The organism is Thermobrachium celere DSM 8682 (assembly GCF_000430995.1).
Taxonomy (GTDB): Bacteria; Bacillota; Clostridia; order Clostridiales; family Caloramatoraceae; genus Thermobrachium; species Thermobrachium celere.
Window position 1 is genome coordinate 416,669 of sequence record NZ_HF952018.1, and the last position, 22,555, is coordinate 439,223.

General features: G+C 31.0%; 25 protein-coding genes. 14 read left to right on the forward strand and 11 right to left on the reverse strand.

Annotated features, from left to right (window positions below; genetic code table 11):
• Positions 1–171: 171 nt before the first annotated feature.
• Positions 172–1,473 carry an LCP family protein gene (locus TCEL_RS02560; RefSeq protein WP_018660812.1) on the forward strand — a complete coding sequence of 434 codons (1,302 nt, stop codon included), beginning with the start codon at positions 172–174 and terminating at the stop codon, positions 1,471–1,473.
• A 30-nt stretch (positions 1,474–1,503) separates the two neighbouring features.
• Here the strand turns inward: TCEL_RS02560 and TCEL_RS02565 are convergent, their stop codons facing one another.
• Both TCEL_RS02565 and TCEL_RS02570 read right to left on the reverse strand, forming a co-directional pair.
• Positions 1,504–2,373 (reverse strand): MSCRAMM family protein, encoded by an 870-nt coding sequence (locus tag TCEL_RS02565; RefSeq protein WP_018660814.1) that lies wholly within the window; start codon positions 2,371–2,373, stop codon positions 1,504–1,506.
• Between the two features lie 11 nt (positions 2,374–2,384).
• Positions 2,385–2,753 carry a hypothetical protein gene (locus TCEL_RS02570; protein ID WP_198010635.1) on the reverse strand — a complete coding sequence of 123 codons (369 nt, stop codon included), beginning with the start codon at positions 2,751–2,753 and terminating at the stop codon, positions 2,385–2,387.
• Positions 2,754–2,925: 172 nt separating this feature from the next.
• Here TCEL_RS02570 and TCEL_RS02575 point away from each other — a divergent pair, with 172 nt between their 5' ends.
• The gene (locus tag TCEL_RS02575; protein ID WP_278199809.1) at positions 2,926–3,636 is read left to right on the forward strand and encodes a carboxypeptidase-like regulatory domain-containing protein; all 711 of its coding nucleotides are present in this window, start codon (positions 2,926–2,928) and stop codon (positions 3,634–3,636) included.
• Between the two features lie 62 nt (positions 3,637–3,698).
• Here the strand turns inward: TCEL_RS02575 and fba are convergent, their stop codons facing one another.
• The 3 genes from fba to TCEL_RS02590 all read right to left on the reverse strand — a co-directional run bounded on the left by fba (position 3,699) and on the right by TCEL_RS02590 (position 5,810).
• A complete protein-coding gene (gene fba, locus TCEL_RS02580; RefSeq protein WP_018660820.1) occupies positions 3,699–4,628 on the reverse strand; it encodes a class II fructose-1,6-bisphosphate aldolase in 930 nt (309 codons plus the stop codon).
• A gap of 104 nt (positions 4,629–4,732) precedes the next feature.
• Positions 4,733–5,137: a DUF4363 family protein gene (locus TCEL_RS02585; protein WP_018660822.1), complete on the reverse strand. Its 405-nt coding sequence runs from the start codon at positions 5,135–5,137 to the stop codon at positions 4,733–4,735.
• Positions 5,115–5,810, reverse strand: a complete 696-nt coding sequence (locus tag TCEL_RS02590; RefSeq protein WP_040683722.1) for a YetF domain-containing protein — start codon at positions 5,808–5,810, stop codon at positions 5,115–5,117. The genes TCEL_RS02585 and TCEL_RS02590 overlap by 23 nt, the downstream gene beginning before the upstream one ends.
• Before the next feature lie 153 nt (positions 5,811–5,963).
• Here TCEL_RS02590 and TCEL_RS02595 point away from each other — a divergent pair, with 153 nt between their 5' ends.
• Together TCEL_RS02595 and gltX are read left to right on the forward strand one after the other, a co-directional pair.
• On the forward strand, positions 5,964–7,043 hold the full coding sequence (locus TCEL_RS02595; protein WP_018660825.1) for an SMI1/KNR4 family protein: 1,080 nt from the start codon (positions 5,964–5,966) through the stop codon (positions 7,041–7,043).
• Position 7,044: 1 nt separating this feature from the next.
• Positions 7,045–8,508 carry a glutamate--tRNA ligase gene (gene gltX, locus TCEL_RS02600; RefSeq protein ID WP_018660827.1) on the forward strand — a complete coding sequence of 488 codons (1,464 nt, stop codon included), beginning with the start codon at positions 7,045–7,047 and terminating at the stop codon, positions 8,506–8,508.
• A gap of 50 nt (positions 8,509–8,558) precedes the next feature.
• On the opposite strand, the gene TCEL_RS02605 is transcribed toward gltX, so the two are convergent.
• Positions 8,559–10,472, reverse strand: a complete 1,914-nt coding sequence (locus TCEL_RS02605; RefSeq protein WP_018660829.1) for a carboxypeptidase regulatory-like domain-containing protein — start codon at positions 10,470–10,472, stop codon at positions 8,559–8,561.
• Between the two features lie 167 nt (positions 10,473–10,639).
• Here TCEL_RS02605 and TCEL_RS02610 point away from each other — a divergent pair, with 167 nt between their 5' ends.
• The 3 genes from TCEL_RS02610 to TCEL_RS02620 all read left to right on the forward strand — a co-directional run bounded on the left by TCEL_RS02610 (position 10,640) and on the right by TCEL_RS02620 (position 15,157).
• Complete coding sequence (locus tag TCEL_RS02610) at positions 10,640–12,298, forward strand: nucleoside kinase (RefSeq protein WP_018660832.1); 1,659 nt, start codon at positions 10,640–10,642, stop codon at positions 12,296–12,298.
• A gap of 118 nt (positions 12,299–12,416) precedes the next feature.
• Entirely contained in the window at positions 12,417–13,799 is a 1,383-nt protein-coding gene (locus tag TCEL_RS02615; RefSeq protein WP_018660834.1) for a TldD/PmbA family protein, read from the forward strand.
• An 11-nt stretch (positions 13,800–13,810) separates the two neighbouring features.
• Positions 13,811–15,157, forward strand: coding sequence for a TldD/PmbA family protein (locus TCEL_RS02620; protein ID WP_018660836.1), 1,347 nt, complete (start codon positions 13,811–13,813; stop codon positions 15,155–15,157).
• Between the two features lie 149 nt (positions 15,158–15,306).
• Here the strand turns inward: TCEL_RS02620 and TCEL_RS02625 are convergent, their stop codons facing one another.
• On the reverse strand, positions 15,307–15,570 hold the full coding sequence (locus TCEL_RS02625) for a hypothetical protein (protein ID WP_018660838.1): 264 nt from the start codon (positions 15,568–15,570) through the stop codon (positions 15,307–15,309).
• 190 nt (positions 15,571–15,760) lie between these two features.
• Between TCEL_RS02625 and sdaAB the strand changes: the two genes are divergently transcribed.
• From sdaAB to TCEL_RS14285, 3 genes are all read left to right on the forward strand, one after another.
• The gene (gene sdaAB / locus TCEL_RS02630; RefSeq protein WP_018660840.1) at positions 15,761–16,432 is read left to right on the forward strand and encodes an L-serine ammonia-lyase, iron-sulfur-dependent subunit beta; all 672 of its coding nucleotides are present in this window, start codon (positions 15,761–15,763) and stop codon (positions 16,430–16,432) included.
• 14 nt (positions 16,433–16,446) lie between these two features.
• Entirely contained in the window at positions 16,447–17,319 is an 873-nt protein-coding gene (gene sdaAA, locus TCEL_RS02635) for an L-serine ammonia-lyase, iron-sulfur-dependent, subunit alpha (protein ID WP_018660842.1), read from the forward strand.
• A 105-nt stretch (positions 17,320–17,424) separates the two neighbouring features.
• The gene (locus tag TCEL_RS14285; RefSeq protein WP_337960928.1) at positions 17,425–17,535 is read left to right on the forward strand and encodes an RCKP-type rubredoxin-like domain-containing protein; all 111 of its coding nucleotides are present in this window, start codon (positions 17,425–17,427) and stop codon (positions 17,533–17,535) included.
• Positions 17,536–17,574: 39 nt separating this feature from the next.
• On the opposite strand, the gene TCEL_RS02640 is transcribed toward TCEL_RS14285, so the two are convergent.
• The 3 genes from TCEL_RS02640 to pssA all read right to left on the reverse strand — a co-directional run bounded on the left by TCEL_RS02640 (position 17,575) and on the right by pssA (position 18,972).
• The gene (locus tag TCEL_RS02640) at positions 17,575–17,754 is read right to left on the reverse strand and encodes a hypothetical protein (protein WP_018660845.1); all 180 of its coding nucleotides are present in this window, start codon (positions 17,752–17,754) and stop codon (positions 17,575–17,577) included.
• Positions 17,755–17,765: 11 nt separating this feature from the next.
• Positions 17,766–18,305 (reverse strand): rubrerythrin, encoded by a 540-nt coding sequence (rbr, locus tag TCEL_RS02645; RefSeq protein WP_018660847.1) that lies wholly within the window; start codon positions 18,303–18,305, stop codon positions 17,766–17,768.
• Between the two features lie 160 nt (positions 18,306–18,465).
• Entirely contained in the window at positions 18,466–18,972 is a 507-nt protein-coding gene (gene pssA, locus TCEL_RS02650; protein WP_018660848.1) for a CDP-diacylglycerol--serine O-phosphatidyltransferase, read from the reverse strand.
• A gap of 163 nt (positions 18,973–19,135) precedes the next feature.
• On the opposite strand from pssA, the gene TCEL_RS02655 reads away from it, so the two are divergent.
• The 4 genes from TCEL_RS02655 to TCEL_RS02670 all read left to right on the forward strand — a co-directional run bounded on the left by TCEL_RS02655 (position 19,136) and on the right by TCEL_RS02670 (position 21,889).
• A complete protein-coding gene (locus tag TCEL_RS02655; RefSeq protein WP_018660850.1) occupies positions 19,136–19,792 on the forward strand; it encodes a TVP38/TMEM64 family protein in 657 nt (218 codons plus the stop codon).
• 32 nt (positions 19,793–19,824) lie between these two features.
• Positions 19,825–20,262 (forward strand): CBS domain-containing protein, encoded by a 438-nt coding sequence (locus TCEL_RS02660; RefSeq protein WP_479725386.1) that lies wholly within the window; start codon positions 19,825–19,827, stop codon positions 20,260–20,262.
• A gap of 60 nt (positions 20,263–20,322) precedes the next feature.
• Positions 20,323–21,195 (forward strand): YegS/Rv2252/BmrU family lipid kinase, encoded by an 873-nt coding sequence (locus TCEL_RS02665; RefSeq protein ID WP_018660854.1) that lies wholly within the window; start codon positions 20,323–20,325, stop codon positions 21,193–21,195.
• Between the two features lie 61 nt (positions 21,196–21,256).
• Positions 21,257–21,889 carry a hypothetical protein gene (locus TCEL_RS02670; RefSeq protein ID WP_018660856.1) on the forward strand — a complete coding sequence of 211 codons (633 nt, stop codon included), beginning with the start codon at positions 21,257–21,259 and terminating at the stop codon, positions 21,887–21,889.
• Between the two features lie 42 nt (positions 21,890–21,931).
• On the opposite strand, the gene TCEL_RS02675 is transcribed toward TCEL_RS02670, so the two are convergent.
• Positions 21,932–22,552, reverse strand: coding sequence for a DedA family protein (locus TCEL_RS02675; RefSeq protein WP_018660858.1), 621 nt, complete (start codon positions 22,550–22,552; stop codon positions 21,932–21,934).
• Positions 22,553–22,555: the final 3 nt, after the last annotated feature.

Consider the following 22,555-nt stretch of genomic DNA (forward strand, 5'->3'; position numbering starts at 1 on the left):
AACATATAGGTTAGTTTTAGTTTTAAAAAGCCCCATGAAAGAATGATATCAAAATTCTTTTATGGGGCTTTACTAAATAGAAGTAGGCCTAAAAGCCTACTTTTTAATATTGTATATGCTATTTCTTTATGGCATAATATATAAGTACAGCTATGTTCAGAGGAGGTAAATATGAAAAGGTTAAAGTATATATTAATTCCATTGGTGATCATAATTAGTTTAGCGTTAGGGGTATTCTACTACATTAATGACACCATACATGTTCCAACTCCAAAGGATTTTTTTAGTTCAGAAGAAGAAAGACAGCAGATTAATTTTCAGGAAGAGCAGGGGTTTATTAATATATTATTGATTGGAATAGATGCAAGAGCAGAAGGAGAACCAGCAAGAACAGATTCCATAATACTTGCAACAATTGATACGAACAATAAAATAATAAAGCTTACATCCTTTATGAGGGATATGTATGTTCCAATACCAGGTTATAAACCTCATAAGATAAATACAGCATTTTTCTTAGGAGGTCCAGAACTTTTATTAAAGACATTAAATCAGGACTTTCAGGTAAATGTTCAATATTATATTTCAATTGATTTTAATGCTTTTCAAGATGTAATAGATGCACTTGGTGGGATTGAAGTTGAAGTTAAAGATTATGAAGTAGACGAGATAAATAAGTATATAAAAGAGGTTAATGGAAAGAATTCAACATTACTAACAGCACCAGGATATCAAAAACTAAATGGCCAACAGGCTCTATCCTATTGTAGAATTAGAAAAGTTGGTAATGGTGATTATGAAAGAACTGAAAGGCAAAGAAGGGTTTTAGGATTATTAATAGATAAAGTAAGAGGAGTAAGCTTTTTTAAACTTCCTGAGCTAGCAAAAGCAGTGCTTCCATACATTAAAACAAATATACCAACTACTAAGCTTATGAATATTGCATATACTGCATATAAGTTTGGAAATACCCCAGTTGAAACAGCAAGGGTTCCATTTGATAATACCTTTGAAGAAACATATGTAAATGGAATGAGTGTGTTGCTTCCTGATTTTCAAAAGAATGTTGTAATGCTTGAAAAGTTTTTATATTCATCATCAGGATCATCATCAAATGCACCAATTTATATGGTTAATGATTATCATTCTAAAGACAAGCCTATTGATAAAAGAGGCAAAAAAGCTCCAGTTATAAAGCTAGAGATACCTAAGGAAGAAAAGAAGAAAATCGACAAAGAAGAAAATAAATATAAAGAGAAGGATAGTAAATCTCAAAATACCAATGAGTCAACTAATACAACAAATGATGATGGATCAAATAATGGAGAAGTAAAACAGAATGAAGGACAAGAAAATCCAAACCAAAATCCCAATAATCAAGGTAATAATGTAAATACTGGTACAATTGAAAATACTAATAGTAATAGCAGTTCTAGTAATGAAAGTAATGGAGGAGAAGTTAAAAATAATTAAAAATGCCCAGAATATCTGGGCATTTTATCTTTATACAGATAATTTATTAGCTTTAACTTTGTAATTGCCGTTTGGTACATCTGTGAATAGATACATACCTTGAGCGTTTGTTCTTGTAAATTTGATAGGTGTAAGTTTTCCATCAGATTCAACTCTATATAAAGTTACAACCGCATTGGCAACAGGTTGGTTATTGTCATCTTTAATATATCCAGAAATAGTACCCTTTGCAGCGTTTGGATCAACGCTTAGAGTAATTACAAGTTTACCAATCATTCTATTTCTATCTATTAGTATTGTAGAAGTATCTGAAACATATCCAAATTTACTTGTTCTAACTCTATAGGTTCCTTGATCAACATCCATGAACAAGAATTGTCCTGTTTGGTTAGTAAAGGTTGTTCCTATAAGTGTTTCTGTTTGGTCAGGATTTACTTTAAATAGCTGAACGGTTGCATCTTGTATAGGTTCATTTGTTGTTGTAAATACATCACCAGCTATAATAGAAAGATTTGCTTTAGGGTCTGAGGCAAGTGTAATGTCAATTTGAATTTGTTGTTTTGGTTGTAGTGCAAAGAGTTGAAGTGGAGAGAATATAAATCCTGGAGCAATTGATGAAATATAATATTGTGTTCCTGGTGGGAAAGGTGAGAAGGTGTAGTTACCTTGTGCGTCTGAAAATGTGTGGGCAATAGGGTTACCTTGAGCATCAAATATTTTAATTACAGCACCAGGTATAGGATTACCATTTTCATCCTTAATAGTACCTATGATTGTACCGCAATTAGTACGAGGGTTTGGTTGTAAATCAAGGTCTATTCTAATTTCTTGTCCTATGCCTGTAAGTTCTTTAGCAACAGATTGTCCTAAAACATAAAGATCACAAGTCTGAATTGTCATTAATATCCCCCCTAAATAGTAGTGTATATTAATGTTATGGATGCATTACTACAGCCATTTTCAATTTTTGCTGTAGCAGGTAGATTATATTTAAGCAATATTCCACATGTAAGATTAATTTGTAGAGTTGGTTGTTCTTTAGTTATGACAAATATTATATATGATAATCCAAAGTTTAACTTAATTTCACAGATAGGATTATCATCAAAAGTTGAAGAAACAATTATATCTTTTATAATAATATTTTGATTATTAGGCTTTATTATTACGGTTTCTTCTTTTGATATGTTTTTAGTTACAATTTCACAAGTAGAAAAAGAATTGTTTAAGTTTTCGAGTTTGTTGTATATTAAATTAAATTTTTCTTCAAAATATAACAAGATTTTTCTAATATCAATTGGCATATATAAGACTCCTTTTCCTTTCCTGTATTATAATATGACAAAAAAATGAAAGTTGTGAATAATATGTAGTAGGGAGGAGTGGTGGTTTTATGGATAGTGAGATTAGAATTGATGGGAGGTTAGAAAAAGAAAAAATTCTTTAAAAATAATAGAAGGAAAAGTTATAAATATTAGTGGACAAGGTATATGTGGAGCGTGTGTAAAGGCACTGGATGTGTTTTCTAATCCTATAGCACATACAATAACTGATGTAAATGGTAATTATAAGATTATGATATTTGATTCAAGATCGTGTTTTAAGGTATTTGCAACATCTGAAGGATATAATACATCAGAATTTCAAAATGTTTTCATTTCAGATGGACAGAAAATATATCTTACATTTACATTAAATAAATTATTAGACAAAATGTCATATGTTGTTGGACGGGTAATGTTTCAAGACAAACCTGTAGATATGTGTGTAGTTGAAATATATTCCTTTTATTACGGAATATTTACTTTATGTGAAAGAACAGTTACTGATAAGAATGGATTATTTTTTATTGATGGAATTTTAAGTGGAGTTTACATTATAAAATTAGAAAATAATATGTTTTACTATAAAAATAAAATATGTTTAAGATCAGGATTAAATAGTATTAATATAATTCCTTATATTAAGCCTTATATGATGTATGGTACAATAAGTGGAGTTATTGTAGATTGCGAGGGAAAAAGAGTAAAAGATGCATTGGTTGTGCTACAAAGGAAAGATGGAAAATTGGTGAAGTTTACAAGAACTAACTCTCAGGGTGAATATTTATTTTATAATGTAGAAAGAGGAGAATATTCTATAATTGCTTGTGCAAAAAATTAGTATTCTTAAACAACTTTGTTGAAACATATTATAAAAATAGTAGACCGGTTAGGTCTACTATTTTATAGTCTATTTGCTGAACCTAATACATGTTCAATCTTATATTCAACAACCTTTTGTATAGCATCTCTTCCTGCTCCAAGATACTTTCTTGGGTCAAATTCAGCAGGATTTTCAGCAAATACCTTTCTTATTGCTGCTGTCATTGCAAGTCTTAAGTCAGTATCCATATTTATTTTACATACAGCCATTGAAGCTGCCTTTCTTAGCATTTCAACTGGAATTCCCTTAGCATTAGCTATATTTCCGCCATACTTGTTGCACATTTCAACAGTTTCTGGATCAACTGCTGAAGCACCATGTAAAACTATTGGGAAGTTTGGAAGTTTTCTTTGTATTTCTTCAAGTATATCAAATCTTAGTTGTGGCTCATAGTCTGGTGGGAATTTAAAAGCACCGTGTGATGTACCAATTGCAATTGCTAATGAGTCACAACCAGTTCTTTCAACGAATTCAACAGCTTGATCTGGATCAGTGTAAACGTGTTCAGCTGCAACAACGTCATCCTCAACTCCAGCAAGTACACCAAGCTCAGCTTCAACAACAACACCATGTGCATGAGCGTATTCTACAACTTCTTTTGTTCTTCTAACGTTTTCTTCAAAATCATAGTGTGATCCGTCAAACATTACTGAAGTAAATCCACTTGCTATTGCAAGCTTAACAGCTTCTAAATCTGGACCATGGTCTAGGTGAAGTGCTATATCAATTCCAGTCTCTTCAGCAGCAGCTTCAACCATAGCTCTTAGATACTTTGGTCCTGCATATTTTAATGCACTAGTTGAACATTGTAATATTACAGGTGAGTTTTTAGCCTTTGCACCTCTTACAACACCTTGAAGAATTTCTAAGTTGTTAATGTTGAAAGCACCAATTGCATATCCGCCTTCATAGGCCTTTTTAAACATTTCCTTAGTTGTAACAAGTGGCATGATGAATCCTCCTTTATATGTATTATGGGACTAAATTAGTCCCTATGGGACAAATAAGCACTATGTATATTATAGTACATTTTTAGATTTAAGAAAATAACTTTTTAAAAAATATTTTCAATACATAGTTTATCCATTTCGGGTATGTGTTCTATGTATTTCTTAAGAACTGATAAATGGCTCAATGAATTAGTTTTATCCTTCTCCTTTATATATTCTGTTAAAAGTTCAAGGTTTTCTGATATTTTGTCTATCTCATCATGGTGTATTAGTGCACTCCAAACTCTTTCTATTGTCTTCCATTCTTCTTTTAGTTTCACAATTTCAATATATGATATATCCCAATTATTATATTCTATATTAAATTGTATAACATAAATTGAATTTAATAAAGATTTTGATGTATTATTTAAAAAAATATTTACCAATATTCCAGCTGAAATTATTAAAGAAAAAAGTAAAATTATAAAAAAGCAAGTTTTTAAGTTACTTTTTGTTCTCCTCTTCATCCCTATCCCTCCTTTGTATAAAAAGGTTACCTTTTGAATCTATCATTGCAATAAATACATCCTTTATATCGTTAATTCCCTTACTTCTTAGGTTTTCCATAAGCCAGTTTAGATCGTGTCCAGTTATTGCAAGATTTTTCTTATTTAATACCCCATCCAATATAATGCTTACTGGAAGTTTTGTTGCTTGAGGTCTAAGGTTTAAATCCTCCTTGGTTACAGGTGATTTTTCTGCTTTAGGAATAATGCTTAATTTTCCACTTGTTTCAAGTATTGCATATTCAATATCCGATATATCTAAGTACCCACTCATTCTAAGTTCTTCAATTAGGTCATCTAAATTAAAGCGTTGGCGCCTTAATTCTTCTTCAGAAACCTTTCCATGTTTTATTAAAATATCAGGTGTACCACAGAAAACTTTTCTTAAAAACTCTATTTTTAATGTTAAAAATGATATGAGAATTTCAAGGGACATCAATGTGAGAATAGGTATAATTCCATGTATTAGAGGAATAGCTGTATCCTGCATAGGAAGTGTAGCTAGTTCAGATAACATTAGAGCAACCACAAGTTCAAAGGGTTGAAGTTCACCAATTTGCCTTTTCCCCATTAGCCTCATGGCTAAAGTTACAAAAATGTATAGTATAATTGTTCTAACAAATACGATCATCATTACACCTCCTTAGCAGTAGTATTTGAAGTTTAATTATTTTTAAACATATTAGATATAATGAAGCAATAAGTTTTATAAATTTTAAATTACTTGTAAATTTTTAGAATAATTAATATAATTTAATTAGCACATTAAATAGAAAGGAATTAAGTTATGATGAAAAATAGATTAGAAAAGTTTGAAATGAAATATGGTTATTTCTTCCCGAAGGAGTATAAGGAGTTTATATATAAATTTGGCGGAGATAGTCAATTTGGAAGCTGTCGTTTTGAGTATCCTGAAAATATTGCAGCAAATATATTAAGAATTCCAGGCAAAATGGATTTTAGGCTAGTTCCATTTGGTGATATAAGTAATGGAGATTTATACTGTTTTTACAGATATGGACCAGAAATTGAAGACTACTTTATAGGTTTATATCTACATGAAACAGGAAATTTTGTAATTTTGGCTTCAAATTTCAAATCCTTTATGTATAGATGTATGTTAGATGACTATTTTGCATCTATTAATGCAAATGAGGATCTTTCCTTTGAAGATAATATATCTGCCTCATTTGAATGCCTAGAAAGATGTGAGATATTATCTAAAGAGTTTGGATTTAACTTAGATGAAATAAAACAATATAGATCAGAGCTTGATTATCACAACCTAATGATTAAAAAGGATGGAAAAGCTGTTCAGAGTTTGTGTTATCTTGGGAAATATTATTTAGAAAAAGAGGATTATAAAAAGGGATTTTATTATATTAATAAAGCAATAAAAACTTATAACAATTACTTTGCACCCTACTATATATTAGGTAAACATCTACTTTTATCGGGAAAAATAGATGGATATACATATCTAAAAAGAGCAATAAAACGTTCGCTAAGTTTAACAGGATATAGTTATTGGCAGGAGGATTTCATTGATATACCTGAGGATGCACATAGAGATGTAGCACTTTATTTAGAAGATATGTTTGATTATGATGATCTATTAGAAAGAAAATTAATGAGGGGAGCTGACCCCTATGATATGAAGTTAAGGATGGCTATTGCAAAAGAGTATTATAAAATTGGAAAATATAAGCATGCAATTGAGGAGTGCTGTAATGCTCTTTACTGCAGTAGAGGAAATTCAATAGAAGTTTTAGAATTTGCATTAGAAATATCTAAAGTATCGGGAGATTCATATATTACAAAGATAATAGAGAACGACATAAAAAATTTAAGTAGGAAGGTGTATTAAAATGGAGGTTAGGGTTAGGATAGCACCAAGTCCAACTGGTAATTGCCATGTTGGAACAGCTAGAAATGCTCTCTACAATTATCTATTTGCTAAAAAAAATAATGGTAAATTCATATTAAGAATAGATGATACAGATATGAAGCGCAATTCAAAGGAGTCAGAAGAAGGCATATATGAGGGATTAAGGTGGTTAGGAATAACTTGGGATGAGGGCCCAGATGTTGGTGGTCCATATGGACCATATAGACAATCAGAGAGATTGGATACCTATAATAAGTATATAGAAAAATTAATAGATGAGGGATATGCTTACTATTGTTTTTGTAGTGAAGAGGAGCTTGAGGAGGAAAGAAAAAGACAGTTAGAACAAAAGCTTGCTCCAAAATATTCAGGAAGGTGTAGAAGTTTAACCAAAGAAGAGATAGAAGAAAAATTAAATAAAGGTTTAAAACCTGTTGTAAGATTTAAAGTGCCTAATAAAGTTATAACCTTTAATGATGTAGTAAGGGGAGAACTAAAGTGGGATGGCAGTCTAATGGGTGATTTTGTGATAAGAAAATCAGATGGAGTTCCTACATATAATTTTGCAACAGCAATAGATGATTACTTGATGAAAATTTCCCATGTATTAAGAAGCCAAGAACATATACCAAATACCTTTTGCCAAGTATTAATTTTAGAAGCCCTATCTGCAAGAGTCCCACAATATGTACATTTTCCTCTTCTACTTAATGAGGATAGAAGTAAAATTTCAAAAAGGGATGGTGCTTTGTACATAGGTGAATATAAAGAGATGGGATATTTGAAGGAAGCAGTATTAAACTTTATAGTACTTCTTGGATGGAATCCAAAGGATGGACAAGAATTTTTAACAGTTGAAGAGATGATTGATAAGTTTAGTTTAGACAATATTAATAATTCAAACGTTGTTTTTGATTTTAAAAAGCTTGAGTGGTATAATGGCCACTATATTAGAAAAAAGAGTTTAGATGAGTTATATGAACTTATTTTACCTTTTGTTGAGAAACAAGATTATTTTGAAGGGACAGAGGAGGATTACGAAAAGCTAAAAAAGATTGTTGCAGTTGAACAGGAAAGATTAAAGAGACTTGATGAGGCAAAGGATGCCTTTAGGATGTTTTACGAAAGACCAAAGGAGTATTCTTTAGAATTTATTATAGACTCAATAAAAAAGGTTGATAAAGAGGAAATAATACGACTTTTAGATGAGTCAATTAACCATCTAGAAAAGATAGAAAACTGGGATAAGGTATATTTAGAAGAAGAGATGCGTAGGCTTTGTGAAAAAATAAATACAAAAACTAAAATACTATTTATGCTACTTAGAATTGCTGCAACAGGTTCAAAAGTTTCTCCACCTTTATTTGATGTATTTGAAATTATAGGTAAAGAGGAGACGCTATTTAGATTAAAAAAATGTAAAATGGATATAGAGATAAAATAAATAAAGTACTCTGAACAATAGTGTTCAGAGTACTTTTAGCATTTAAACAATTAGTTTTGAGGAATTAGTTTAAAAGTTTCAATAAAGTAAGTTCCAGCAGGAAGGTTTCCAAATTCAAAATAACCATCAGATTTTGTTTCGGCTATGGCAACAACATATTTCATATCTCCATCACGTCTATAAATTTCTACAAGGCATTTATCTACAGGTACACCATTATAGATAACTGTACCTGTAATTTTACCCTGTGGATTTGCAGGATCTTTTGATAGTTTATTTGTTGAGGATATAACCATATAATCCTTATCAATAACAACTAGAAAATCCTGAGGAAGATATCCATTGGCTGCAAGTCTTAAGGTGTATATTCCATGAGGAAGATATGCTATTCTATATCTACCATTTATACTTGTGAAACTGTGAACATATAGTTGATCTGTTCCATCAACCTTTTTATAAAGATTTGCACCACCATTGACTATTCCTTCAAGTGTACTTCCAAGGACTTCACCAAATATTACACCAAGTCTCGATACCATATTGTCATTTAATAGTAGGCTCAAATTCTTTTGCTCGTTACCTTCTAATATAAAGTCACCAACATAGGACAGATTGTAGTCTGGTGATATAACTATTATAGTGTATTTACCAGCAGGAAGTCTGCCACTGAAGAATCCTTTGCTATCTGTTATATCGTGGTATATTGTAAATCCATCGGTATTAATAATCTTTACTGATGCACTAACAATAGGATTATTATCGGGGTCAGTAATATTTCCATATATTAATCCTTCTGGACTTTGGTCAAGCTCAGGGGTAACAATTATATTAATATTAGCATTTTTAGTAAGTTCAATGTTGCTTGTTTCAGCTTTTAAAGCTCTGCACAAGAGTAAGGACGAAGGTGTTGGCACTTCTATTAAAGTACCGTGTAATGAAATAGGATAGGTTCCAGTTGGAAGTGCAGAAACTGGGTTTGCATGTTCAATGTCAACTCTTATTGCTATATTTAAAGTTTGGTTTGTAACATAGGCAATTTTAGATTCAGGTCTTATTTCAATATCTGTTAAAGAACCTCCAAGATAAACGGTTTTGTAGTTATCAAGATTGTTTATATCAAATATTGTTATACTTCCAGATGTTGAATTTAAAGTTATTAGCTTTTGACAGTTTGGAGTAATTTCGCATTTATATGGTACAGCAAATAGGAATTTTGTTTTTAATATTCTAAGAGGAGGTGTTGTAGAAAGCTGCATAATCATTCCCGTTGATCTGCTTAATCCAGTAACAAATATATATTTACCATCCTCAGAGGTTGTTATAGCAGTTGGGTTAAATACACCAGATGTAAAGGTAATATAAGGTGTTAATAGTTCCATACTTTCAACAGATATCATTCCTATAAATGGTCTTTGATAACTTACAAAGTATACATATTTTCCGTCTTTACTCATTAGAAGGTCGGTTGGAGTGTAGGTTAGTGAAGTAGGAAGAGAAATTCTTTTTACTAAAGACATACTTTCAGTATCAATTACTGGTACATTTAGGGCGTTAATACATTGCACAAACAAGTACTTTCCATCAGGAGTTATAACCATTCTAACAGGTTTAAAGTTAAGAGGTATTGTGCTTACTATAGTTTGGGTTGCGATATTAATAACAGCAATATATTCGCTGTCACGACAGGCAACATAAAGAGTAGAGTTATCTGGACTTATAACACCAGACATAGGGAATTGTCCAACTGTTATTGTTGACGAAACTGTGTTTGTTGTTGTATTAATTATACTTATGGTTCCATCGCCAGAGTTTAAAGAAAATACATATCTCCCATCGTGGGTTGTAACAACATCATAGGGGTTACTACCTACAGGTATATTTGCTATAACTTTATCGGTTGTTGTATCAATACATGTTACACTTGAGGAGTTTAGATTTGCTGTATATATGGCAAATGTTTTCATATTATCCCCCCTTTATTCTTTCAATACAGTATATGTATTATTATTACAGAATGTTAGATTACAGTAGAAATTTTTAAATAAATTTTGTAAAATGTAATAAATTAATTATGTAACATTAATACAAATAATGCATATAATAAACTACACTCTATTAAAGGGGGATAATAATGGAGAAACTTATTTCGGTAAAGAGACTAGATACAGGCGAGATTATAAAGGCTAATGTAGGAAGTAGTTTGCTTGACATATTAAAAACTGGGAAGGACATATTAGATCCTGTTGTGGCAATGGTGGATGGAGAAATTGAAGAGCTAACTAAAAAAATCCATTATGATGTAGAGGTTCTTCCAATTACCCTTAAAAGTCCCCTTGGAGTTAAGACATATCTTAGAAGTTTGACATTTGTTTTTATAAAGGCCGTTGAAGATTTATTCTCTGGTGCAGAGGTTACAATTGAGCATTCTCTAAACAAAGCTTTGTATGGGGAGATACATTATGATAGAAAGATAGAAGAGAAGGATATTGAGCTTATTAAAAAGAGGATGCAGGAGATTATAAACTCAGATGAACCCTTTGAAAAAATAAAGGTTAAAAAAGAAGAGGCTGTAAAGATATTTCAAAATTATGGAATGAAGGATAAGTTAAGACTTCTAAAATATATTAATTTGCCATATATAAACCTTTATAGATGTGGATACCTTTATGACTACTTCTATGGTCCAATGGTACCATCTGCAGGATATCTAAAACTATTTGATTTAAAATTTCATGATCCAGGTTTTTTACTACTTTATCCACATGAAAGCAATCCAACAAAGCTTATTGAATTTAGAGATGTTCCAAAACTAGCTAAGATATTTAAAGAGACAGAAGAATGGGCAAAAATACTTGATGTAGCAGATGTTGGGGCACTTAATGATAAGGTTGTAAATAAAGAGATGAATGAGTTAATACTAGTTGCAGAGGGACTACATGAAAAGAAGATTGCACATATAGCGGATAAAATTTATGAAAATAAGGATAAGGTAAAGATCGTATTGATAGCAGGTCCTTCATCATCTGGTAAAACAACCTTTTCAAAAAGGCTTTCTATTCAATTAAGGGTTCTTGGTCTAAAGCCCCATCCTATTTCGTTAGATGATTATTTTGTAGATAGAGAAAAAACTCCACTTGATGAAAATGGAGAATATGATTTTGAGTCAATTTATGCACTCGATCTAGAGCTTTTTAATAAACACCTTGCTGCTTTATTAGATGGCCAAGAAGTTGAGATACCAACCTTTAACTTTATAAAGGGAAGAAGAGAATGGAAGGGACATAAATATAAAATGGAACCTAATTCTATTCTTGTTATAGAAGGTATACATGGATTAAATGAAATATTAACTAATGCTATTCCAAGGGAAAATAAGTTTAAAATATATATAAGTGCCTTAACTCAATTAAATATAGATAATCACAACAGAATACCTACAACAGATGTAAGGTTACTAAGAAGAATTGTAAGGGATAATCGTTCAAGGGGAAGAAATGCAGAGGCTACTATCCTATCTTGGCCAAGTGTAAGAAGAGGGGAAGAGAAGAATATATTTCCATTCCAAGAGGATGCAGATGCAATGTTTAACTCAACTCTTGTTTATGAAATGAGTATACTCAAAAAGTATGCAGAGCCTCTTCTTCTTGAGATAAAAAAGGATAGTCCAGCCTACATTGAGGCAAAAAGGCTCCTTTCATTCCTACAGTATTTTATATCAGTTGAGGATGAAGATATAATTCCTAAAAATTCAATTATTAGGGAATTTATAGGTGGAAGTTGTTTTGAATAATAAAAGGGCCAAGGCCCTTTTATTTTTTACCATTACAATTGAATTTAAATAATATAAATGTTAATATATAGGTATTACCTGTAAAATTTAGGATAATATAATAGTGGGAGGTGTAAATATGGTTGATAAATCAATATTACAGGAAGTTTTAAATGAGGCATTAAAAACTGGTGGAGATTTTGCAGAAATTTACATAGAGCAGAATGATTTAAATACCGCATATATGTCAGATGGTAGAGTTGAAAGCGTTCTTTCAGGAAAGGATTATGGAGCAGGAGTTAGAATTTTATCAGGTTTTAATTGTGTTTATGCCTATACAAATGATTTATCAAGGGAAGGGCTTTTAAAGATAGCAAGGGATGCGTCCTATGCATTAGCTGATGTTAAAAATAAAGAGAGTAGAGAGCTTATTAAACTTGATTATACAAATTCACATCCTATAGTTATAGTTCCAAGCACAGTTGATATTTCAAAAAAGGTTTCAAAGGTTAAAGAGGCTTATAGTGTTGCTAAAAACTATAGCAATGAAATAGTGCAGGTTTCAGTAAGATATATAGACAACGACAAGAAGGTTTTAATTGCAAATTCTGAAGGTTTACTTGCAGAAGATAGAAGGATAAGAACAAGGATGGCTATTGAGGCTGTTGCATCCGACGGAAATGAAAATCAAACAGGATTTTTTGGTCCAGGAAGGCTTATGGGATTTGAGTTTTTCCAAAATGTTGACATAGAGTGGTATGCGAAAGAGGCAGCAAGAATGGCAGTTACCATGCTTCATGCAGACCTTTGCCCATCTGGAGTTATGCCTGTTGTAATAGATAATGGTTTTGGTGGGGTTATATTCCACGAAGCCTGTGGTCATTCCCTTGAGGCTACATCAGTTGCAAAGGGCCATTCTGTATTTTCAGGAAAGCTTGGTCAAAAGATTGCTTCTGATGTAGTTACTGCCATAGATGATGGAACCATACCTAATGCTTGGGGTTCATCAAATATTGATGATGAGGGACATCCAACACAGAGAAATGTGCTAATTGAAAATGGTATATTAAAGGGATATATGATAGATATGCTAAATGGTAGAAGAATGAATATGAAGGCAACAGGAAACAGCAGGCGTGAGAGCTATAAATATGCTCCAACTTCAAGAATGACAAATACGTTTATTGCACCAGGAGATAAAACACCAGAGGAGATTATAAAATCAACTGAATATGGATTGTATGCTAAGTATATGGGGGGAGGTTCTGTAAATCCTGTTACAGGCGATTTTAACTTTGCTGTAAATGAAGCGTACTTAATAAAGGATGGAAAAATAGACAGACCAGTAAGAGGTGCTACGCTTATAGGAAAAGGCTCACAGGTCCTACTTGATATTGATATGGTTGGTAATAATTTAGAATTAGGGCAAGGAATGTGTGGATCAATTAGTGGAAGTGTTCCTGCAAATGTTGGTCAGCCAATGATTAGGGTTAAAAAGATGACTGTTGGTGGAAGAAAGTAGGAGGTGATTTTATGGAGCTTAATAAATTTATTGATGAGCTTTTTAAGAGGGGTAAAGAAGAAGGCTTTAGTGATATGGAGGTTTATTATATAGATTCAGATAGCTTTGAAGTAAACATATATAATCAAGAAGTAGATAAATATAATGTTAATAAGAATAAGGGATTATCCTTAAGAGCTATATATGAAGGAAGAATAGGATATGCATACACAGAGAAATTTGATGAAGAGGATATAGAATTTTTAATAAAAAATGCAAAAAATAACGCACTAGAAACTCAAACAGATGTAATTCCTGAATTTTATTCTGGAGGCCAGTATAGAGAGCTTGAAATGGATATTAATGTAGATATTGATACAAAGAAGAAAATAGAAGATGCAATGTATATGGAAAGAAGGGCAAAGGAGTATGATTCAAGAATTGATTCTGTAAATTACTGCTTAATAGATACTGGAAAGGGTAGAAGGAAAATAGTAAATACTAGGGGATTAAACTTAGAAGAAGAGAGCGGTGTAAGTGTAGCATATATTGCAGTTGTTGCTAAGGATAAGGATGATGTTAAAAGTGGAAGCAGTTTTAAAGTAACAAGCAACTATAACAATATAGATTTTGAAAAGTTAGTAAAAGAAGCTTGTGATGAGGCTATTAATTCACTTGGTGCAGAAAGCATACCATCAGGTAAATATAAAGTCATTTTAAGACGTGATGCGGCAGCAACTTTGCTTGCAACCTTCTCTTCAATATTTTCAGGTGACGCAGTACAGAAGGGGTTTTCATTACTAAAGGGTAAGATTGGTAAAAAGATAGCATCGGATAAAATAACAATACTAGATGATCCTTTTTTAAAGGATGCTCCATCAAGCTGTTTCTTTGATGATGAAGGTGTAGAAACCTATACTAAGGAAGTTATTAAAGATGGAGTACTAAAAACATATTTGTATGATATAAAGAGTGCTAAAAAGGATGGAGTAAAATCAACAGGAAATGGGTTTAAAGCAAGCTATAAATCTCCTGTTGTTGTATCACCAACAAATATGTATATTGTAAAAGGAACATTAGATTATGAAGAGGCTATAAAAAGACAAGAGAGAGCTATTATAATTACAAGTTTACAGGGACTACATTCGGGAGCAAACCCAGTATCTGGTGATTTTTCTCTTGCAGCAGAAGGATATCTAGTTGAAAATGGAAGTATAACAAAACCAGTTGAACAAATAACAATAGCAGGTAACTTTTATAAACTACTAGAGGATGTTGAAGAGGTTCTTTCAGATTTTGAACTTGCACTGCCTAGTGGTATGGGAAGTTATGGAAGTCCAAGTATTATAATAAAGGAATTAAATGTTTCTGGAAAATAAAAGAGACATTGTTTATAAGAGAGAACATTTTGTTATTGCCCCATTTTGGGTTTCATAGGCTTAAATTAAGATTGCCTATGAAACTTATAATGGGGCAATCATAGGTAATTTTAAAACTTTTTAGTCATATTAAAAATAATTGTGTAATATTACTTTTGATATTGTAATGTAAGTCTTATAATTCGCCTTACTAATCTTCTTGCTACTGGATATGGCATGTTATACATCTTGAGAAGTACAAAAATTTCTGGATTATTTTTTTCAATTTTGTTTAATATTCTATCAACTTCATTTACCATTCCCTTTTCAAAGTCATCTTTTTTCTGTCTTTCATCTTCAGTATCGTCAATATCCACAATAACAGGTACCATATTTGGCATAATCATAGTTGGAATCATATCGATGGGTTTCATATTAAAGAATAACCTCCTATTAATGTTTACAATATATAATATTAATTAAGAGTATATAGTGTTAAAAATATTTTTGTGCAATTGTCCTTATCAACAAAATCTCAAATAGAATTATAAATTTCTATTGTTTAAAAATTAATAAAATGATAAAATTAAAGTGAAAAAAATGTCGAATGGAGAGGAAGATGGTATGAGTAATTTAAGTGCTTTTGATATTATTGGACCTATAATGGTTGGGCCATCTAGTTCACACACAGCAGGAGCTGCAAGACTTGGGAAAGTTGCAATGTCAATTGCAGGTAAGAATTTTAATAAAGTTACATTTTATCTACATGGCTCATTTGCAAAGACATATAGGGGACATGGCACAGACAGAGCATTAGTTGCAGGTATTTTAGGCATGGAAACCTATGACGATAGATTAAAGTACTCTCTTGAAATTGCAAAGGAAAAAGGCATAGAGATTGAGTTTATTGAAGCAGATTTAGGAGATGTCCATCCTAATACTGTGAAAATTGTTTTTCATAGAGAAGATGGAACAAAGTTTGAGGTTGTAGGTTCATCAATTGGTGGAGGAAATATAATAATTACAGAGATAAATGGTGATAAAGTAGAATTTACAGGAGATTATCCAACCCTTATTGTAAAACAAAAGGATGTAAAGGGTATGATAAGTTCTGTAACAGCTATTTTAGCTAGTCAAAACATCAATATTGCAACTATGAGGGTGACTAGACGAGCTAAGGGTAAAGAAGCCCTAATGATAATAGAAACAGATGCTGAAATAAGTGATTATGTATTAAAAGTGATTGAAAAGGTTGAAAATATACTATCAGCTAAAGCGATAAATCCTGTAAAGTAATTGGAGGTTAGAATATGTACAATACAGGTTTAGAACTTATGGAAATTGCTAATTCTAAAAAATGCAAAATCTATGAAGTGGTTATAGATAATGAAGTAGAATCACAGGGAATAAGTAAGGAAGAAATAATATCAAAGATGCAAAAGGCACTTGAGGTGATGAAATCATCAGCTCAAGAAGCACTAGAAAAGGAAGTAAAGTCAGTAAGTGGATTAATAGGTGGAGATGCTAAAAAGTTAGAGGACTACAGAAAAGCAGGAAATACGCTTTGTGGAGATACGGTTGTTAAGGCAATGGCTAGAGCACTTTCATGCTCTGAAGTAAATGCAGCAATGGGTAGGATTGTTGCAGCACCAACTGCAGGATCATGTGGTATTCTTCCAGCAGCATTAATTACTGCTGCAGAAAAGCTAAACAAGAGTGAGGAAGAATTAGTTAATGCCCTATTTACAGCTTCAGGTATAGGGCAAATAATAGCTAAAAATGCAACTGTATCAGGAGCAGAAGGTGGCTGTCAAGCAGAGTGTGGAGCAGCAGCTGCTATGGCAGCGGCAGCTATTGTTGAGATGGCAGGTGGAACTCCAGAAATGTGTCTGCATGCGGCAGCAATAGCATTAAAGAACATAATGGGACTTGTGTGTGACCCAATTGCTGGTCTTGTTGAGGCACCTTGTGCTAAAAGAAATGCCTCAGGTGTTGTTAACGCTCTAATATCAGCTGAACTTGCACTTGCTGGTATAAAGAGTATTATTCCTTTTGATGAAGTTGTTGACGCAATGTATAAAGTTGGGAAGGCACTTCCAGAAGCATTGAGGGAAACAGCCCTTGGTGGAATTGCTGCTACACCAACAGGTATCAAATTAAGAAAACAAGTACTGGGAGAATAATTACAATTTAAAGATAATTATTATTGACAAAAATTTTAATAACAATTAAAATGAATTTAAGAGTGGTATATCCACTCTTAAATTTTACATAAGGTGGGTTTTAATATGGCAGTTTGGAAGTGTACTGTTTGTGGAGAAACAAAGGAAGGAAGATGTAGACCTCAAAAATGTCCAAAGTGTGGAGCTACAAAGGAAAATTTTGAAAAACAACAATAACAAAACATTAGGTGTTTTCCACCTAATGTTTTGTTATTATTATTTATTTTTTGGTATTTGTTCATTAACAAATTCCTCATCGATCATTTCATATAAATTTAGTTTATATTGAATATCATCTTCGGTATTGTCTTCTCTCATAAATCTAATATTTTCAAATAAATCCTCTTCATCCTCAAAATAGCTAATTGGAACCCAAACAATCATGCAAGGATACATTATATTCACCTCTATTTATAGTTCTCGCAGTAGATTTCAAAGTAAGCCCTTGGAAAACCACATAGAGGACAAACTTCTGGAGCTTCAGTTCCCTCATGAACATATCCGCAGTTTAGACATTGCCACTTAACAACAGTATCCCTCTTGAATATCTTTCCAGATTTTAAGTTTTCAAGTATTTTTAAGAATCTTATTTTATGAAATTCCTCTGTTTCTGCAAGTTCTTTATAAAAATCTGCTATCTCTTCAAAGCCTTCTTCCTTTGCAACCTTTTCAAATTCTTTATATAATTTTTCAGATTCAAAGGCTTCAAGCATTGCAGCTTCTAATAAATTTTCAGCAGTAGTTTTGTTTTCCTTAAGGAAATCATCAAATACTCTTCTAGCATGTGCCTTTTCATTATCAGATGTTATGTCAAATATTTTTGCTATAAATTCATACCCTTCTTTTCTTGCCTTTTCTGCGTAGAATGAATATCTGCTTCTTGCTCTTGATTCTCCGGCAAATGTTTTTAGTAGATTTTTTTCGGTTTTACTTCCTTTAAGATTCATTACAATCCTCCTGATATATTTACTCACAGTTATATAATATGAATTATACATAAAAAAATTTACAAAAAAATATTAGAGTATTTGTAGTGAATAATACAAAAAGCCTCATGTGTGGATTATTTATCCATACATGAGGCTTTTAATGAAAACTTGTTTTTTATTAAAACTTCTTTATCTTTATTTTACTTACCATAAGATAAGCAAAAACAATGAATATTATAGTTGAAATAATTGGATGAGGTTTATATAAACCTATAATATTATCTAATGCTACAACTGAACCTGCAACTGTAATTGGAACTCCAGTGAATACGTTATTAAATTGAGTTACATTAAATCTAGCAAGTCTAAAGGCACCAGCTATAGGGAATAGTAGTGTAATAATATAACCTATGATTCCAAAATTAATTAAAAATGATTGCCAACTTAAAATGGCTGGTGCAGCTCCAAAGGACACAAGGTCTGCAAGAGAATCAAGCTCTTTTCCTAGTTCACTAGATACTCCAATTTTTCTTGCTATTCTTCCATCATATCTATCAAGAAGTGCTGCAAGTATTATCATTAGTGCTGCAAGTCTTAAATTGTTGTTAAAAGTAAACATAATGGATATCATACCAAAGGATAGATTAGCAAATGTAAATAGATTAGGTATAAATTCTTTCTTCAAATCAATCACCCCAATAAATTTAATTAATACTTAGTTGAATCAGTGCATAAGTTATTATAAAATTATAATTGACTTATTTTAAATTTTTAATTTACTAAATATATATTATAAACTAAAAGCAAATATTTTACAACAACAGGTAAAAAATTTTGAGGTGGTATATTTGAATAAAAGAAATATAATAAAATGGTTTGTTATATTGATTATTTTGTTTGCCATTTATATCATATTTAAAACAACTAAACTAACTTTGTTTTTTACGGGTATTAATATAAAGAAAATAGTAAGTTACATAAGAGGGTATGGGAAATTTTCTATATTAATTTTGTTGATTATATATGCAATTAAGCCATTTACTATTATTTTCCCAACATGGACATTAGGTGTTGCTTCAGGGGTATTATACGGATGGTTTTTAGGGTATATAATATCTCTAATTGGGTGTTTTATATCTGCAACTGTTGGTTATTATGTTGCTAAATTTTTAGGTAGAGATTTTGTATTAAAATTTACAAAAGGAAAGTTTGAAAAACTTGATAAGGTTTTAGAAAAGGATGGGTTTAAAATACTTTTTTTAATGAGGCTACCTGTGGTTTTTCCTTATGATGCATTAAGTTTAGCATGTGGTCTTACATCAATAAGATATAAAGATTTTATTTTAGCAAGTGTCTTGGGTGTAATGCCAGAAATGTTTGCATATAATTACTTTGGAAATTCCTTTAGTACAAGTTGCTATAGAAGTATATTAGTACCAATAAGTATATTGGTAGTATTAGTTTTTATTTCTTTTAAATTAAAGAATATCGGAAATGTTGAGTAAAAAAACACCTCTTGGGAAAAATAATACTGGAGGTGTTTAAATTGAAGGTTAAAGATATAATGACAAGGGATGTAATAACAGTTTCTCCCAATACACCTGTTAAAGAAGTTGCTGATTTAATGAGAAAATACAACATAGGTTCAGTTCCAGTTTGTGAAGGTAATAGGGTAGTTGGTATTGTTACAGATAGGGATATAGTTATAAGAGAAGTGGCCTATGGTAAAAATCCTAATGAAGTTTTAGCTAGAGATGTAATGACAGCTTCTATTACTACCATTAACTCAGAAAAGGATATTCATGATGCGGCTAGAATTATGGCAGAAAAACAGATAAGAAGATTGCCTGTAGTAGAAGATGGTAGACTTGTTGGAATGCTAGCCCTTGGTGATATTGCTGTTACAAATAGACTTCATGACGATGCAGGTGAAGCATTAAGTGATATATCAAAACCAAGTGGTACAATGTTTTAATCCCTGCAGTTGCAGGGATTATATATTTTGTGTATACTAATTAAGTTGGGGGGCGTTAGTATGAAGAAGGCTAAGTTGATTTACAATCCTTATTCTGGAGATAGATCCTTTAGAAATAGACTAGATTCTGTTATAGATAAGCTTCAAAGTGCAGGTTATGAGGTTACACCTTATAGAACTATGTCTATAGAAGACATATATGAGAGTGTTAAAAGGTCAAAGGAATATGACGCTATTTTAATTTCGGGTGGGGATGGTACAATTAATCATGTTATAAATGCCATGGTTCAAAATAATATAGATGTGCCTGTTGGTATATTCCCTTATGGTACAGCAAATGATTTTGCATCCCATTTAGGTATACCAAGAAAGATAACTCAAGCTTGTGACATAATTGCAAAGGGAAAACTTACGCAGTTTGATTTAGGTAAAATAAATGACAGGTATTTTATAAACGTTGCAGCTGGTGGTCTTTTAACTGATGTTTCACAAAAGATAGACATAAATATGAAAAATACGTTAGGTAAAGTAGCTTACTATTTAAAGGGAATAGAACAGCTTCCAAACTTTAGATCAATACCTATAAAAATTACTTGTGACGATAAAGTGATTGAAGAAAATATATACTTATTTGTAATCTTAAATGGTTCAAGTGCAGGTGGATTTAAATTAGCACCAGATGCAACTGCAAATGATGAGCTATTAAATCTTATTGCTATTAAGCAGTGTAGTTTAGTAGATTTATTTAACTTGTTTATTAAAATGTTAAAAGGAGAACATCTAGAGAGCAATAATGTTATATATTTAAGAAGTAAAAATTTTAAAATAGAGTGCTATGAAAATATTGAAACAGACATCGATGGAGAGGTAGGACCTAATTTCCCATTAGATGTAAGCATATCGTCTAAAAAGATTAAAATTTTTACCCCATAGGTTATAAATTTATTTTAATTTTAATATTATAAATTAGTAGTAATCTATAAGGGGAATGGATGTGGATATATTAATATATTTAATTTTTATATGTTTTGTATTAAGTATATTTGACTCTTACCTATTATTAAAAAGAAAAAAGTGGTTAAACATATTATTGGCATTGGTATTTTTAATATCTTCAATTAGGTATATTTTAATTTACTTATTTTTATCTGTAAAAAAATTAAATTCATTGTATTACTTAGGAAAATTAACTATATTACCAATACTTTTGTTTTCTATAGGTGTATACTGTGTATATTTAATTAATAGAAAATCAAAAATATCCACACCAGATAAAATATTAGTATTTATTTTGTTAATTTTAGAATCATATATGATTTATAAACTACCCAATAACTTTATAAAGTATTATGGCGGTTTTAGATATGTATGTACGGGCGACTATAAAAACTACTTACTTATTTTAATGGCATTCTTTTCAATATTCTTTATATTCATTGCATCAAATTATTTTAAGAATATACAGTCATCATATATGAAGTTCATAAATACATTATATATTGCTTCATATATTATTTTCTTAGTTCAAGTAATATTAATATATATGGGTGTAGAAATTAAGACTTTAACTCTAATTCCAGAAGCTATCATCCTTCTAACAATGTTTGGTGATATATATAAAAATTAATCAAAAATCCCTAAGAAAGTAAAAATTTCTTAGGGATTTAATTTATGCTCTATTTTTTCTTAATTTTTTCTGTAATACCCAATAGATTGAAAATAAAATAGATATCATTACAACTATCAATCTGTAATATTCCTTTATAGAGGCTTTTATTATATCCATATTATCGCCAGTTATAGCACCAGCAGTAAAGAGCATTGTATTATGTAGTATATTTGCAATAAGTATAGATAGAAGAGCAGGTATAAATTGAAGTTTAAATATACCTGCTGCAATAAATGTAAGTGAACCAAGTCCAGGAATGAATTTATTTATTAAAATGAAAAATACACCATATTTTCTAAATAGATTTTCAAGTTTATGTATTTTATCTATATTAAATAATCTAATTAAATATTTGTTGTTTAAAACATAGTCAGACTTTTTATAGCTAAAATAATAAAGAAACATACTACTTAAAAATGAGCCAAGTAGTGTACTAAGGAGCATAAAATATTTATTAAATCCCATTCTATAGGTTAGATACCCTTGAAAAATAGTAATTGTATCTCCAGGGTAAGGAGGAAAAAGTATCTGTAAGCATGAATTAAAAAAGAAGAATATATATGTTGCAAAGTAGTTTTTATCAGCAATTGATTTAATAAATATTAGTATTTGCCTCTCCATTTA

Excerpts from the sequence above, each read along its gene's own strand:
- TCEL_RS02560 (WP_018660812.1), top strand. The coding sequence starts at position 172 with ATGAAAAGGTTAAAGTATATATTAATTCCATTGGTGATCATAATTAGT.
- TCEL_RS02565 (WP_018660814.1), bottom strand. The coding sequence starts at position 2,373 with ATGACAATTCAGACTTGTGATCTTTATGTTTTAGGACAATCTGTTGCT.
- fba (WP_018660820.1), bottom strand. The coding sequence starts at position 4,628 with ATGCCACTTGTTACAACTAAGGAAATGTTTAAAAAGGCCTATGAAGGC.
- TCEL_RS02585 (WP_018660822.1), bottom strand. The coding sequence starts at position 5,137 with ATGAAGAGGAGAACAAAAAGTAACTTAAAAACTTGCTTTTTTATAATT.
- TCEL_RS02590 (WP_040683722.1), bottom strand. The coding sequence starts at position 5,810 with ATGATGATCGTATTTGTTAGAACAATTATACTATACATTTTTGTAACT.
- TCEL_RS02595 (WP_018660825.1), top strand. The coding sequence starts at position 5,964 with ATGATGAAAAATAGATTAGAAAAGTTTGAAATGAAATATGGTTATTTC.
- gltX (WP_018660827.1), top strand. The coding sequence starts at position 7,045 with ATGGAGGTTAGGGTTAGGATAGCACCAAGTCCAACTGGTAATTGCCAT.
- TCEL_RS02605 (WP_018660829.1), bottom strand. The coding sequence starts at position 10,472 with ATGAAAACATTTGCCATATATACAGCAAATCTAAACTCCTCAAGTGTA.
- TCEL_RS02610 (WP_018660832.1), top strand. The coding sequence starts at position 10,640 with ATGGAGAAACTTATTTCGGTAAAGAGACTAGATACAGGCGAGATTATA.
- TCEL_RS02615 (WP_018660834.1), top strand. The coding sequence starts at position 12,417 with ATGGTTGATAAATCAATATTACAGGAAGTTTTAAATGAGGCATTAAAA.
- TCEL_RS02620 (WP_018660836.1), top strand. The coding sequence starts at position 13,811 with ATGGAGCTTAATAAATTTATTGATGAGCTTTTTAAGAGGGGTAAAGAA.
- TCEL_RS02625 (WP_018660838.1), bottom strand. The coding sequence starts at position 15,570 with ATGAAACCCATCGATATGATTCCAACTATGATTATGCCAAATATGGTA.
- sdaAB (WP_018660840.1), top strand. The coding sequence starts at position 15,761 with ATGAGTAATTTAAGTGCTTTTGATATTATTGGACCTATAATGGTTGGG.
- sdaAA (WP_018660842.1), top strand. The coding sequence starts at position 16,447 with ATGTACAATACAGGTTTAGAACTTATGGAAATTGCTAATTCTAAAAAA.
- TCEL_RS14285 (WP_337960928.1), top strand. The coding sequence starts at position 17,425 with ATGGCAGTTTGGAAGTGTACTGTTTGTGGAGAAACAAAGGAAGGAAGA.
- TCEL_RS02640 (WP_018660845.1), bottom strand. The coding sequence starts at position 17,754 with ATGTATCCTTGCATGATTGTTTGGGTTCCAATTAGCTATTTTGAGGAT.
- rbr (WP_018660847.1), bottom strand. The coding sequence starts at position 18,305 with ATGAATCTTAAAGGAAGTAAAACCGAAAAAAATCTACTAAAAACATTT.
- TCEL_RS02665 (WP_018660854.1), top strand. The coding sequence starts at position 20,323 with ATGAAGAAGGCTAAGTTGATTTACAATCCTTATTCTGGAGATAGATCC.
- TCEL_RS02675 (WP_018660858.1), bottom strand. The coding sequence starts at position 22,552 with ATGGAGAGGCAAATACTAATATTTATTAAATCAATTGCTGATAAAAAC.